This window comes from Stagnimonas aquatica, assembly GCF_003730135.1.
Lineage (GTDB): Bacteria > Pseudomonadota > Gammaproteobacteria > Nevskiales > Nevskiaceae > Stagnimonas > Stagnimonas aquatica.
In genome coordinates this window covers 311,416-324,811 of record NZ_RJVO01000004.1, presented here as the reverse complement: position 1 = coordinate 324,811, position 13,396 = coordinate 311,416, and the positions used below count along the sequence as shown (strand labels likewise).

The 13,396-nt window shown below is 64.7% G+C and carries 9 protein-coding genes; 4 read left to right on the top strand and 5 right to left on the bottom strand.

The window, feature by feature from the left end:
* Nucleotides 1-4 precede the first annotated feature (4 nt).
* The 3 genes from ED208_RS17100 (at nucleotide 5) to ED208_RS11015 (ending at nucleotide 1,604) form a co-directional block, all read left to right on the top strand.
* A complete protein-coding gene (locus tag ED208_RS17100; protein WP_148044736.1) occupies nucleotides 5-328 on the top strand; it encodes a hypothetical protein in 324 nt (107 codons plus the stop codon).
* 568 nt (nucleotides 329-896) lie between these two features.
* Nucleotides 897-1,082, top strand: coding sequence for an HNH endonuclease signature motif containing protein (locus ED208_RS17470; protein WP_199720593.1), 186 nt, complete (start codon nucleotides 897-899; stop codon nucleotides 1,080-1,082).
* A 108-nt stretch (nucleotides 1,083-1,190) separates the two neighbouring features.
* The gene (locus ED208_RS11015; RefSeq protein WP_123211943.1) at nucleotides 1,191-1,604 is read left to right on the top strand and encodes a hypothetical protein; all 414 of its coding nucleotides are present in this window, start codon (nucleotides 1,191-1,193) and stop codon (nucleotides 1,602-1,604) included.
* A gap of 791 nt (nucleotides 1,605-2,395) precedes the next feature.
* Here ED208_RS11015 and ED208_RS11010 read toward each other — a convergent pair.
* The 3 genes from ED208_RS11010 to icd all read right to left on the bottom strand — a co-directional run bounded on the left by ED208_RS11010 (nucleotide 2,396) and on the right by icd (nucleotide 5,787).
* Nucleotides 2,396-2,773, bottom strand: a complete 378-nt coding sequence (locus ED208_RS11010; RefSeq protein WP_123211942.1) for a group I truncated hemoglobin — start codon at nucleotides 2,771-2,773, stop codon at nucleotides 2,396-2,398.
* A gap of 370 nt (nucleotides 2,774-3,143) precedes the next feature.
* Nucleotides 3,144-3,908, bottom strand: a complete 765-nt coding sequence (locus tag ED208_RS11005) for a competence/damage-inducible protein A (RefSeq protein WP_123211941.1) — start codon at nucleotides 3,906-3,908, stop codon at nucleotides 3,144-3,146.
* Between the two features lie 106 nt (nucleotides 3,909-4,014).
* Nucleotides 4,015-5,787: an isocitrate dehydrogenase (NADP(+)) gene (icd, locus tag ED208_RS11000; protein ID WP_123211940.1), complete on the bottom strand. Its 1,773-nt coding sequence runs from the start codon at nucleotides 5,785-5,787 to the stop codon at nucleotides 4,015-4,017.
* Nucleotides 5,788-5,975: 188 nt separating this feature from the next.
* Between icd and ED208_RS10995 the strand changes: the two genes are divergently transcribed.
* Complete coding sequence (locus tag ED208_RS10995; RefSeq protein WP_123211939.1) at nucleotides 5,976-6,530, top strand: DJ-1 family glyoxalase III; 555 nt, start codon at nucleotides 5,976-5,978, stop codon at nucleotides 6,528-6,530.
* A 107-nt stretch (nucleotides 6,531-6,637) separates the two neighbouring features.
* Here the strand turns inward: ED208_RS10995 and ED208_RS17330 are convergent, their stop codons facing one another.
* Together ED208_RS17330 and ED208_RS17325 are read right to left on the bottom strand one after the other, a co-directional pair.
* Nucleotides 6,638-9,883: a beta propeller repeat protein gene (locus ED208_RS17330; RefSeq protein ID WP_158608518.1), complete on the bottom strand. Its 3,246-nt coding sequence runs from the start codon at nucleotides 9,881-9,883 to the stop codon at nucleotides 6,638-6,640.
* A gap of 185 nt (nucleotides 9,884-10,068) precedes the next feature.
* The gene (locus ED208_RS17325; RefSeq protein ID WP_158608517.1) at nucleotides 10,069-13,278 is read right to left on the bottom strand and encodes a WD40/YVTN/BNR-like repeat-containing protein; all 3,210 of its coding nucleotides are present in this window, start codon (nucleotides 13,276-13,278) and stop codon (nucleotides 10,069-10,071) included.
* Between the last annotated feature and the right edge of the window lie 118 nt (nucleotides 13,279-13,396).

Below are 13,396 nucleotides of genomic sequence, written 5' to 3'. Positions count from 1 at the left end.
AGACATGACTCTGAAATTTTCCTACATCGCCACCGCAGCTGGCAGCGTCCTGGCTTCTATCGGCTTCATCTTCTCCGCTAGAAGTTTTCTTACTTCGCGCTACCAACAAGAACTTGTGTCGGCGCTAGATCCGTTGCCACAAGATGGCGCAGTAGCAAAGAACATCTACAGTGCCACGGCATCGTTGGCGCAAAGCCTGCAATCTCAAGCGTTAGTTCAAATTTGGTTCTGGGGTTTGGCTTTTGCTTTGTTCGCTTTTGCGACCATCGCAATACATCGCTCTAACCAGGCATTCAAGCGGACGGGCTTCGCCCGCCGCTTAATTTAGGCGTTGGGCGTTATGAGAGCAGCACTTGAGGTCGTCCACGGCTTTGCAGCGGTAGCGAGCCTGTGCGCTTGGGCCGCAGCAATGTATTTCTGGTGGGTAGCAAACAACTCATTGCAACCGGGCACGTCTCGTCTCAGCCTCCTAAATCCGGTTGCTTATCTGCGGTCCAGCAATTTCACCGCACTAGGCTTGGTCGCACGTAAGCGCGTTGTTGCGTCCTTTGCAATCATGCTTGCCTGCGCTTTTGTCGCATGGGCAGTTCGCACTCAGCTTCAGCACGGTACATGAGCGCATCGCCCAACAAGGCATTCAAGCGGACGGGCTTCGCCCGCCGCTTAACTTAGGCGTTGGGCCTAAAACAGTTACGACCTAACATGCGTCTAGGAACAGGATCGGTAGATATAGCGTCAACCACACGTAGCACTTAACGGGAGGGCTGGAAATGCCAAATAGAAACTCGAGAGGTGGAGCTTGGACGGCACAAGAGATTGCTGCTGTATGGCAAAAGGGGACGGCAGTAGCGGGCCAAGACGCCAATCGTTTCAGAAAGGATACTTGCGGCGCGTGGATGGAATACTCCAAGCATGGAGACACCATCGAAGGTGGCAATGGCTGGGAAATCGACCACATCAAGCCTCTTGCTAAAGGAGGAACCGATGATTTGGCAAATCTCCAACCGCTTCAATGGCAGAACAATCGCGGCAAAGGCGATGACTGGCCAAACTGGAACTGCTCCATTAAAGCAAAGAGCTAGTTGGTGAATCTCGCAATTGCAAAGGCCCAACAAGTGCTTCCAGTGGACGTCCTCGCCTTCGGCGAGGCCGCCACTGAAGCTGGGCGTTGGACCTAAAGGGAGAAAGCAGTGGGGAAGTTCTGGGACAAAATCATCAAGCACTCCGCGGAGTGCGCCGTCGCGGCATTGTCGGTTCTGCTCGTCTACGTGGCCGGACAACTGGCACCAATTGCTTTGCCGCTGGTGGACGCACTTTCTAATCGGGTGCTGTTGGCGTTAATGCTCGCGTCACTTCTTATAAATGTTCTGCTCGCGCTGCTCATCTATTACGTGACGCGCAAATCTCCCCTACGCCTGAAATACGGAATCTATTGGGACACAGAAAAGAATCCGCATTGCCCTTCGTGTCAGAAGCCAGTCGCCACCTACGACGAATACGATGCTGGTTGGGGCTATTACTGCAAGCCGTGCGGCAAAGTGTTCCCGCTGGCTGATGCTGCCGGCAACAACAAGAAGCCAGCAGAGGTTGTGCGTGAGCTTTAGGTCCAACAAGGCACTCCAGCCGACCGCTACGCCTCCGCTTCGCTGCGGCTCCGCGTCGGCTGAGTTTGGGCGTTGGGCCTAAAAGCCATGCTTGACTCAGATTCGCAGCGCGCACTTTCTAGCTACATGTCTTCACTATCTGAATGCGCGTATCGAGCTGGCTGGATGCAAGATCTTGAGCACCACCTTTGGAGAGCAGTAACGGAGGGTCCTTTTCGCTACGGGCATCTCGATATCACGAGTGAGCATGTGTGTGAACTGCGGCGGCTGAGCACCAACTGCGGCGGTTGGGTTTACTTCGACGACAACACAGAACAGACGTATATGCCTATAGAGCAGTGGCTCAACGAAGGCTACCAGCACGAGCTAAGTAGTCCGGCCCAACAAAGCGCTCAAGCCGACGGCCCCGCCTCCGGCGAGTCCACGGCTTAGCTTGGGCGTTAGGCGCGCAGATGCCAAACCAAATTGCAGTTGATGTGGAGCGAGAGCTGCGGCGCGCCGGCACGGTAACGTCCGCTCAGCGGCTTTTTGCTTGTGCATGCTGCCGTCGCATTTGGTCGCTACTACCGGAGGCAAGCCGGCGTGCCGTTGAGGTTCGCGAGCAATTCGAGCGCGGCGCAGCGTCGGAGTCCGATCTTGCAGCAGCGTTAGAGGCGGCTGAGGGCGCACGACGCACCGCTCGCTCCAGCAAGCGTAGCCTGGATGCAATCCGGGACTTTGCGAGTTTGGCAGTCCGATCCCGGATTTCATCCGGGCTACCAGCCGGCCACCGAGAGCGGCCGCCTCCCACCTCACAACGGGTCCGTCGTCCCCACCACATCGTCGGTATAGGTATTGAGCCGGGCGATGACTTCGTAGCGGTCGGCGTCGGAGAGCGCGTAGCTCTCCAAGGTCTCGAACAGATGCGCGACGAAGCGCTGGAACTGCTGGGTGGAGATGTTGAGGCTGGCATGCGCGTGGCGGACCGGGCGGCCGCTGTAGAGGCTGGGGCCATCGAGGGCGGCGCTGAAGAACTCGGTCTGCATGTGTTGCAGCTTGCTCATCGGCGCGTGGCGGAAATGGGGCGCCAGTTGCTCGTCGGCCAGCACGCGCTGGTAGAACTGCTCCACCATGCTGCGGACGGCTTCCGCGCCACCGATACGTTCGTAAAGAGAGGCTGCTGCTTGCATCGACTGCGCTCCGAAAGTGCCGCCACGGCCCGTCGCCCGCCGCGATGCAGGGGACTTATTGCCGTGAGGCCAAGCTAGTGAGCCCGGGACGGCGCCGTATTGACGCCGATCAACTTTCCTCAAGTGAAGAACGCCTGCATGGCAAGGCATTGTCCGATCGGGGACGAACCTCAGCCAGCCCGCAAAACCACGTCAATCGCGCGAAAACGGTAACCCTGGCGACACCGATCAGCAGATGTCGCAAGACGGGAAATCGCCACCATCAGCAAGCAGCGACTCGCCGCCACGGGCTATCGCGAAGAAATGTCGGCTGAGCCCGGAGGCTTCTACGAAGGGATTCTCGACCGCCTCGTTGAGGCCGTGGAAAAACCTAAACTTTCCAGGGGCTTTTCAGCGGCTCAAGCCGCAAACCACGTGCGCTCAAGCCCGCTTCGAACAGCCCATACGCACTGGCCGCCTGCGCCTGTGCGCCCTTGAATCCAAACTCGATGTGCGCCGGCTCGTGCGGTCGGGCGCGGTACGGCAGGCTGGAAAGCTTCAGCCCCGGATGCGCGGCAAGCGTTTCCTCCATCAGGGTCAGCAGATCGCCCTCGCCAGCGTCGTAGGCCCGCAGGCGGTATTCCACCGGCGGCTCGGCATTGCGTAGCTGCGGATAGCGCTCGTCCAGCACCCATTCCAGCATCGGCCAGGCCATCTCTGGAAAGCCCGGAACGAAGTGGGCGTCGCCGACATGGAAGCCGGCGACGCGATTGATGGGATTGGGGATCAGGCCGCAACCCTGCGGAAACTCGGCCATGATCACGCGGTGCGGGTAGGCGCGTTCGCCGTACTGGGACTCGATCAGGGCCACTGCCTCCGGATGGCGCTCCAGCGGTAGATCGAAGGCCAGCGCCGCCGCCTGGCGAGTGCAGTCGTCCGGGGTGGCGCCAATGCCGCCGCAGGACAGCAGCAGATCGCCACGGGCGCTGACGCGACGGATGGCGGCGGCGATCTGGGCGGGGTCGTCGCCGAGGAACTCCGCTGCCGAAAGGGCCATGCCCCGGGCGGCGAGCAGTTCGATGACCTTGGAGAGGTGTTTGTCCTGGCGCTTGCCGGAGAGGATTTCGTCGCCGATGACGAACAGGGTGGTGTTCATTGGTTTTGCTTGCTCCGAAATGGAAAAGGCGACCTTGCGGTCGCCCTCCCCCTTTCCCTGACCCTCTCCCACGAGGGCAGAGGGAACACAATCAAAAGCCTCGCAATCAGATCGCCTGATCAAGGCCCCAGCCGAACTTCTCGACGGCCTTGACGATGTCGGTCTCGGTGACGATACCGATGATCTTGCCGCCCTGCTCGACCGTGAGGCGCGAGAAGTTGTGGTCGGCGAGCATCGCGGCAGCCTCTTGGATCAGGGTTTCCGCCGGCACCGACTTGAGCGGCCGGGTGGCGACATCCTTGACCTTGGTGGCGCTGGGCGACTTACCGGCGCGGACGATCTTGGCGATGATGTCACGGCGGGTGATGATGCCCCACTCGCCAGCGGCGTTGGGCTCCACCACCACCGAGGAGACATCGTTCTCGGTCATCACATGCATCGCTTCTTCCACCGTCTCGTTGTCGGTGACGGTGATGAGGGTGCGGGTCATCAGGTCGGCGACGGTGTGCGGCACGCGACCGGTGTCGAGCATCTCTTCCATCGGCTGCAGCAGGCGGCGAATCTCGCGCTGCTTGCGCTCCTTCACCAACTGCTCGGCCTGGGCCTTGCGCTTGGCTTCGAGATCCACGCCGCCCTGGATGCGCTCGATCAGCGCGTCGGCGAACTGGCTGGTGCCGACTTCGGTGGCGCCTTCGATCTGGCGGGCGAAGTCGTAGGTGACGATGCCGTCGCCGATCACTTCCGGGTAGACCAGGGTGATGAGGTCGGCAGCTTCCTGCCAGCCCATGTACTCCAGCATCATCACGCCGGAGAACAACAGCGAGCCGGGGTTGACCTTGTTGAGGTTGGCGTACTTGGGCGCGGTGCCGTGGGTGGCTTCGAACACGGCGACGTGGTCGGCGATGTTGGCGCCCGGGGCGATACCCATGCCGCCGACTTCCGCCGCGATGGCGTCGCTCAAGTAGTCGCCGTTGAGATTGGGCGTGGCAAGCACGTCGAACTCGTCGGGACGCAGCAGCATCATCTGGAACATGATGTCGGCGATGCGATCCTTGATGACGATCTTGCCTTCCGGCTGCTTACCCTTGTACTCGCCGTAGAGCTGCTCTTCGGTGATGGTGACGTTGCCGAACTCCTCACGGGCGACTTCGTAGCCCCAGTTACGGAAGGCGCCTTCCGTGAACTTCATGATGTTGCCCTTGTGCACCAGGGTCACCGACTCGCGGCCGTTGTCGATGGCGTACTGGATGGCCTTGCGCACCAGGCGCTTGGAGCCAAAAGAGCTGATCGGCTTGATGCCGATGCCGGCGCCCTCGAAGAACTTCGCCTTCATCTCCTCCTTGAGGAACTTGGCGACCTTCTCGTTCTCCGGCGTGCCGGACTTGTATTCGATGCCCGCGTACACGTCTTCGGTGTTCTCGCGGAAGATCACCACGTCGACCTTGCCCGGGGTCTTCAGCGGGCTGGGCACGCCGGCGTAGTGGCGCACCGGGCGCACGCAGGCGTAGAGATCGAGGTCCTGACGCAGCGCGACGTTGAGGCTGCGGAAGCCGCCGCCCACCGGGGTGGTGAGCGGGCCCTTGATGGAAACCACCAGGTCCTGCAGCACCTTCAGGGTTTCATCGGGGCAGTAGTTGCCGTCGTAGAGACCGGCGGCCTTCTCGCCGAGATAGGTTTCGCACCAGTGGATCTTGCGCTTGCCGCCGTAGGCCTTGGCGACGGCCGCGTCCCAGATGCGCAAGCAGGCCTTGGTGATGTCGGGGCCGATGCCATCGCCCTCGACGTAACCGACGATGGGCTGATCCGGGACGACAACCTTGCCGTTCTGGATGGTGATTTTTTCGCCCGTAGTCGGGATTTTGATGTGGCGGTATTCCATGCGCTCCTCTGGCGTATTCGCGTCCTTGGGGTATCGTGCGAACTTGAAGGCCGGCATTGTAACAACCTTGCGTTCGGCACTCGCCCTGCGTACGACCAAATGTTGAGCGCAAACGCAGCGGCACTGACCTGGGTCAAGATGCCGAGGCGGCAGAACAATAAAAACCCTGAGCAGACGAGGAGAACCCGATGGAAAAAGCGTCCAAGACGGCCCTGGTGGTGGTTGCCGATGGCTCTGAATCGCTGGAGACCGTCACCGTCGTCAACGTCCTGCGTCGAGCCGGCGTCAAGGTCACGCTCGCGGCCCTGGGCAACAGCCCGGTCAACGGCACCCGTGGCATCGCCCTGATGCCCGACAGCCATTACGACGTGGTCGCCAGCCACCCGTTCGATCTCATCGTGCTGCCCGGCGGCGAGGCCGGCGCCCGCACTCTGGGCGCGCACGCGCCGCTGATCGAAAAGCTGCGCCAGCAACGCCTGGCGCACCGCTGGATCGGCGCCATCTGCGCCGCGCCGGCCCTGGCGCTGGCACCGCACGGCCTGCTCGACGGCAAGCAGGCCACCTGCTACCCGGCGTTCCGCGACAGCCTCCTGCACTACGTCGACCTGCCGGTGGTCAGCGACGGCCACACGGTTACCGGCCAGGGCCCGGCCAGCGCCCTCGCCTTCTCGCTGCAATTGGTGGAGAAGCTCTGCGGCGAAGGCACGCGCCGCGAGGTGGCGGAGGCGATGCTCGCCGCCTAGGGCGGCTGCGGTTTCGCCGGCACCATAACCCCGACCGCAGCGGCGGAACCCGCCGCAAACAAGAACGCCCGCAACAGCGGGCGTTCTTGTTGCTGCCTGCGGCGCAGCTAGCGCCCTGGACGGTATCGCCGGCGTAGCAGCAGCAGGCCACTCAGGCCCAGCAGCAGCGGCAGGCCGAAGGCGCCACCGAAGCGGCCTTCCTGGCTGCCGCCGGAGGAGCCGCCGCTGGAAGAGCCGCCCGAGGACGCGCCGGACGACGAACCACCGGAGGACGAGCCGCCGTCATCGTTGAACACGTAAAGCTGCACGCCGCGCCCGAAGGTGCCGGCGAACAGCTGCTTGTCGTCATCGGGCTTCAGCACCAGCTGGTTGACCGGCACGCTGGGCAGATCGCCGAGCGGCGCCCACTCCTTGCCGCTGAGGTCGCTGGAGATGAACACGCCCAGGTCGGTGCCGACGATCAGCTGCGAGCCACGGCGGATCACCGCGCTGGCCACGGTGTCCGGCAGATTGCCGCTGATGTTGACGAAGGTTTCGCCGGCGTCGGTGGACTTGAACAGGTTGCCGGTGCCGATGTCCGGGTTGCTGTCGAGGTACTGGCCCGGCGGCGCCCAGCGCGCCGAGGAGTAGCCGCCCAGCGCCACGTAGATGGTCTTGCTGTCCTGCGGGTCGATGTGGACGTTGTAGATGTAGCGGTTGGGCAGGCCCTCGGCCTTGGCAAAGTGCCAGCCGTCGGCGCTCCCCTTGGCCGGCGGCTTGTCGCCGCCGACATTGGTGGCGAGGCCACGCTGGAACTGCGCATCGGCGCCGGCCAAGTTGCAGGGGCCGCAGAAGCCGACGTAGATCGCCTCGCCGCGCACGTCCAGCGAGCGGTTGCGGGCCTGGTAGGCCGCGCCGTTGGCCGCGTTGACGCCGAGGTCGAACACCGTCGTCCACTCGGCGTCGGTGGATGCATTCAGCGTCACCGCCACCTTGGTGCCAGCGCCAACCAGGTGGTTGGCGTCGAGCGGGTCCATGGTCCAGGGCGAGAGGAAGTGGCCGGCACCGAAATCGGCGCTGGTGTAGATGCTGGTCGCGGTCTTGCCGCCGTCGGTGCTGCGGACGATGGACAGCCCCGGCGTGGCCACGTAGGCGGTCTGCGAGTTGTCCGGGTCCACCGCCGCCCACATGCCGTCACCGATCCAGAGACCGACCTGCCGACGGGTATCGGGCTCGATCTTGCCGGAAGCGTTGTCCTGGTTGCCGTAGTAGACGGTGCCGTCCTTGGCGACCGCGATGCCGTAGTGCATCAGGGTGTAGAAGCCCTGGTTGGCGCCGTCGCCCCACTGGTTGTTGGTGAAGTCGTCGAGCAGGCCGCTGGAATGCTGCTTGTAGACGCCGCCGTCGTTGCCGGCGAACAGCCAGACGCCGCCCTCGCCGTCCGGGATGTAGATGCCGTCCTGCTGGTCGGGATGCGTGGTGGTGCCGTTGATGAGGCCGTCGTAGGTCGGGCAGACCGGCACCGGGATACGCACCGGCAGCGTCGGCGAGCCGATCAGGAACAGGCAGGTGTCACCCGCGAAGTAGGTGCCGAATACATCCAGGCCCACCGGCAGGCTCTCGATCAGCCCCAGCGGCGGCAGCGGCAGGCGGTTCTTCCACAGCTCTTCCAGGCCGAAGGTCAGGCGCGTCGGCATGCCGGCCAGCTGCTGGGTCGGATCCGGCTTGACCCACATGTTGTACCAGGCCTGGATGCCAGGGCCGACGCCGAGCGGGATCGGCACCACCAGCGAGGAACCGGACAGCGGCGCGTTGAGCAGCAGGCTGAGGTCGTCGGTGATCCGGGTCCAGGTATCGCCGAAATCGGAAGAAGCGTAGAGGCCGTTGAAGTTGGTGGAGCTGATGGTCACCAGGCCCAGCAGCTCGCAGACCGTCGAGACCAGCGGGCTGAGGCCGATGCCGCCGTCGGGAATGTTGCCGAGCAGCAACGCGCAGATCGAACTCAGGTCGGCCGGCAGATCGCCGACGTCGATGTCGATCAGCGGAAAGCCGCCATTGAGCAGGACCGCGTCCTGGACGATGGCGTAGACGTAATCGTGGTTCTGGGCGTCGCCGATGGCATTGCCCAGTTCGATACGGCCGAGGCGCTCGTTCGGCGCGAAACCGAAGGGCGATAGGCCAGTCGGGGTGGCCCTGCCGACCCGGGCAAAGCTGCCGGCCTTGCCGGAGTCGGAACGGTACAGACCATTGCCCGGCGACTGCGGCTTGCCGTCCGGGTACGGCGCGGCGCCCGAGCGGAAGCCGACGGCCGCCAGCACCGGGCAACCCTCAGCGCCGCATTCGATGCCGGTGCTGCCACCCGGCTTCTTCACCACCACGTCGGTGACGAAGTTGGCGAACTGGCAGGGGCCCAGGCTTTCGACCCCGGCGCACTCTTCCGAAACCGGCAGCTTGACGTTGACGAAGCTGCTGCCGGCGTCGTCGGAGCGGAACAGCCCCTTGCCGGTGGCGGCGTAGATGATGTTGGGGTTGGACTCGTCCACCGCCAGCTTGAAGGCGAAGGCGGCGTCCGGCACGCCGCTGGCGTGGTGCCAGGTCTGGCCGAGGTCATCACTCCAGTAGGCACCGAGGCCGACGTAGGAGTTGCCGCCCATGGTGTGTTCGCCGGTGAGCGACAGCACCCGGCCACCCGCCGCCGGGGTCCAGGCAACGGCGCTGTTCACCAGGGTCGGCAGCTTGTCGCCAATCGGCCGCCACAGGTTGCCGAGGGTGGCGAGGTCGCCGTCCACCGCTTCGCTGACCCAGATGCCGCCATTGGCGACCGCGGCGAACAGCCGCTTGTGCTCGGGGTCGTAGGCGAAATTGTCGGTGCGCCCCATCACCTGGGTGTGGCCCATCACCGCATTGGCGCTGTTGTAGGCCGGGTCGCCGACCTGCGGCCCCTGGCCGTAGGGCTGCCACTGGCCACTGGCGTTGCTGACCTTGGCCTGGCTGGCGCTGAGCGCGGCCTTCTGCTCCACCGCGCGGCGCATCGCGCCGGCCGGGGCCGACTTCATGTCGGCCAGATCGCGACGGCTCAGGGCCACCTCGACGGTCGATTCCGGCAGGTGCGCGGAGACGCAGAGACGGTCGCCGAACTCGGCGCGGATACGGTCGCCATGCTGACGCGCATACGCGGGGTTGAGCTGCTGCGATACCGCCAGTGGATCGCGGGCCGTGTAGCCCGCCGGGCAGTTGCCCTGTTCGGGGCTCCGAGGCGCTCCCGACTGCCAGAGCACGGCGGAGACGGCAAGCACCGAGAGCAGACCGGCATACCCGGCCGCAGGCAGACGGAACGCCGCAGACAGCCGAGCGGGGATCGACAACGTGAACATACCTTCAGTCTCCTGACCTGAGTGAACTTCCTTGTACGGCGGCTTGCGCGCACAGCCCGAGCCGCGACGCCAGGGACTATACGCAAAATTGACACCATCACGACATCAGGCATAGATCCCAAGGCGCAAAAAAATGGGCGGGATCGCTCCCGCCCATCTGCTGCCAGCCCAGTCCTCGAGGACGATCAGCGGTGCCGTCGCCGACGCCAGAGACCCAGGCCGGCCAGCACCGCCAGCAGGGACAGGCCGCTGGCGCCGCCGAAGCGGCCGCCGGACTCGCCACCCGAACCGCCGCTGGAACCGCCGCCCGAGGAGGCGCCGGACGAGCTACCGCCGCCGGTGGGAAACACGTACTGCTGCACACCGCGGCCGAAGGTCGCCGCGAACAGCTGGCTGTCGTCGCCCGGCTTCAGCACCAATTGATTGATCGGATTGCTGGGCAGCGTGCCCAGAGGCACCCACTCGCTGCCGCTGAGGTCGCTGGAGATGAACACGCCGATGTCGGTGCCGACGATCAGCTGATTGCCGCGCCGCAGGATGGCGGTGGTGATCACGTCCGGCAGATTGCCCTGCACGGAGCTGAAGGTCTGGCCGGCGTCCTTCGACACCCAGACGTTCTTGCCCTGCTGGAGATTGTCGTTGGTGTCACCGTACTGGCCCACGGGCGCCCAGCGCGCCGTCGAGTAGCCACCCAGGACCACATAGACGGTCTTGCCGCTGGGATCGTTGCGGTCGATGTGGACGTTGTAGATGTTGCGGTTGGGCAGTCCGCCCATCGCGGCATCGTGCCAGCCGTCGGCGGTGCCCTTGGCCGGCGGCTTGTCGCCGCCGACATTGGTCACCAGCTTGCGCTGGAACTGGTTGCTACTGCCGACCAGATTGCAGGGACCACAGGCGGCCACGTAGGCAAAATCGCCATAGACGTCGGCGGTGCGGCCACGCGCCTGAAAGGCAGCGCCGCTGGCCGGATCGCTGCCCAGGTCATAGACCGTGGTCCAGGTCGCGTCGGTGGAAGCGTTGAGAGTCTCGGCGATCTTGGTACCGGCGGCCAGCAGGTGGTTGGCATCCTTGTCGTCCATGATGAACGGCGACAGGAAGTGGGCAGTGCCGACATCGAAGTCGTCCACGTAATCGTTGCTGACGCCGCCGTCCAGGGTCCGCACCAAGGACAGGCCCGGGGTCTGGAAGTAGGCGATGTTGGCGTTGTCGGGATCGACGGCGGTCCACATGCCGTCGCCGATGTAGATACGGATCTGCTCGCGGGTAGTCGGATCAATCTTGCCCGAGGTGTTGTCCTGCAGGCCGTACCAGACGGTACCGTCCTTGGCCACCGACACGCCGTAGATCATCAGCGTGTAGAAGCCGTTGTTGATGCCCGAGCCCCACTTGTCGTTGCTCAGCGGATCGGTCAACGGGCTGCTGGAGTGCTGCTTGTAGGCGCCGCCGTCGTTGCCGGCAAACAGCCAGACGCCACCTTCGCCATCGGGGATGAACAGACCACCCTGCTGGTCGGGATGGGTGGTGGTACGGCCGCCGATCTGGGTGCTGCTGGTCGGGCAGACCGGCGTGCCGACACCGCCGACATTGCCGATCAGGAACAGGCAGGTCTCGCCAGCGAAGTAGGTGCCGATCACCTTGAAATCCGAGGGGCTGGCCGCCTGCGGCGCGCCGATCAGGGGCACTGGCAGGCTGTTGGTCCAGACCTCTTCCAGGCCGAAGGCGATGCGGGTGGGAGCACCGGTGAGCGGATCGGCCTGGGTCGGATCGACCGCGATCCACTGGTTGTACCAGGACTGGATGCCGGGAGCGACGCCGAGCGCGGCGGTGGCCGCCAGCGAGGAGCCGGTGGCGCCGCCGGTGCCGACCAGTTCGAGGTCGTCGGCCATGCGGAACCAGGTATCGCCGAAGTCAGTGGAGGCGTAGATGCCGTTGAAGTAGGTCGGATTGACCCCCTTCGCCAGCAGCTCGCAGACGAACTGCGGATCGCCTTCCGGCAGGCTGCTGCATTCGATGGGCAGCTGCGTGCCCGGAATCAGGTCGCTGTCCAGCAGCGGGCCCGAGGTGCCATTGAGCAGGCGCGCGTCCTGCACCATGGCGTAGATGATGTTGTGGTCCTGCTCGGGGCCGTAGGCCTGCCCCATCTCGATGCGGCCCAGGCGGTCCTGCGGGGCGAAACCGTAGGGCAGCAGCGGGTCGGGGCCGGGCGCGGCGATCTTCGCGTAGCTGCCGGGCAGGCCGTTGTCGGAGCGATACAGACCGTTGCCGGGCGACTGTGGCGTGCCGTCGGCATAGGGCAGATTGCCGGCGCGATAGCCCACGGCGGCGATCACCGGGCAGCCGGCGGCCTCGCAGACCTCGTCGGTAACGCCGCCCGGCACCTTGATGATGACGTCGGTGACGATGTTGGCGAACAGGCACTTCGGATTCTCGGCATTGCCCGCGCACTCCTCGGAAACCGGCAGCGCGACATTGCTGTAGCTGCGTCCGGCATCGGTGGAGCGATAGAGGCCCTTGCCGGTGGCGGCGTAGACGATCTCGGGATTGGAGGGATCGACCTTCACCTTGGAGCCGAGCGCCCCGTCCGGGACGCCGCTGGCGTGATTCCAGGTCTTGCCCAGGTCGGTGGTCCAATAGGCGCCGAGACCGGTATAGGTGTTGCCGCCGGCGGTGTGCTCGCCGGTCAGCGCGATCAGGGTGCCGCCGCCACCGGTGGTCCAGGCCACGCCGCTGGCGATCAAGGTGGGCAGACCGTCGCCGAGCGGGCGCCAGCTGTCGCCGAGGGTGCTGAGGTCGCCATCCACCGCCTCGCTGAGCCAGATGCCGCCATTGCCAACCGCCGCGAACAGGCGCTTGTTGGCCTCGTCATAGACGAACTCGTCGACACGGCCGGCGACGGTGGGAATGCCGTCGTTGCCGGCGCTGCCGGAGAACTCCTCCTTGTAGATCTGCGGGCCCTTGCCGTACTCGCTCCAGCTGCCGCTGGCATTGGCCACCGCTTTCTGGCGCGACATCATCGCCGCCTTCTGTTCGGTGGCCTTGCGCAGCAGGCCGGTGGGGATGTCGCCAGCCGCCTCGGCACGCGCCTTCTGGAATTCACCGGCCTCCAGCAGCGACTCCGGCAACTTGCGCCAGACGCAGGCCTGGTTGCCGTAGTGCTGGCGCAGGCGGGCGGCGTGGGACTCGCTCACGGTGCCGAACTGCCGGGCGACCTCGGCCGGATCACGCCACTCGTAGCCAGCGGGACAATTAAAGGTATGCTTGCCGTCCTCCTGGGCCAGCCGCTGTGCCGGCATGTCCAGCGCGATCAGTCCGACCAGCAGGGCGGAGGCGGCGAATGCGAATACCGGGGCACGACCGAAGCCGAGCAGCCAGGCGGGCCAGCGTTTGATTTCCATGGATGAGGACGAGCGGAGTTCTGTGGAGGACGCCGCCAGCGCGACAGCGCGCGGATGGCGGGATGACTCCGAATGAACGCCCCACGGAAACACCGGTTGACAGTTTGTTCACATAAAT

Coding starts and splice junctions, on each gene's coding strand:
- icd (WP_123211940.1), bottom strand. CDS start 5,787: ATGGAATACCGCCACATCAAAATCCCGACTACGGGCGAAAAAATCACC.
- ED208_RS17100 (WP_148044736.1), top strand. CDS start 5: ATGACTCTGAAATTTTCCTACATCGCCACCGCAGCTGGCAGCGTCCTG.
- ED208_RS17470 (WP_199720593.1), top strand. CDS start 897: ATGGAATACTCCAAGCATGGAGACACCATCGAAGGTGGCAATGGCTGG.
- ED208_RS11005 (WP_123211941.1), bottom strand. CDS start 3,908: ATGAACACCACCCTGTTCGTCATCGGCGACGAAATCCTCTCCGGCAAG.
- ED208_RS17330 (WP_158608518.1), bottom strand. CDS start 9,883: ATGTTCACGTTGTCGATCCCCGCTCGGCTGTCTGCGGCGTTCCGTCTG.
- ED208_RS17325 (WP_158608517.1), bottom strand. CDS start 13,278: ATGGAAATCAAACGCTGGCCCGCCTGGCTGCTCGGCTTCGGTCGTGCC.
- ED208_RS11010 (WP_123211942.1), bottom strand. CDS start 2,773: ATGCAAGCAGCAGCCTCTCTTTACGAACGTATCGGTGGCGCGGAAGCC.
- ED208_RS10995 (WP_123211939.1), top strand. CDS start 5,976: ATGGAAAAAGCGTCCAAGACGGCCCTGGTGGTGGTTGCCGATGGCTCT.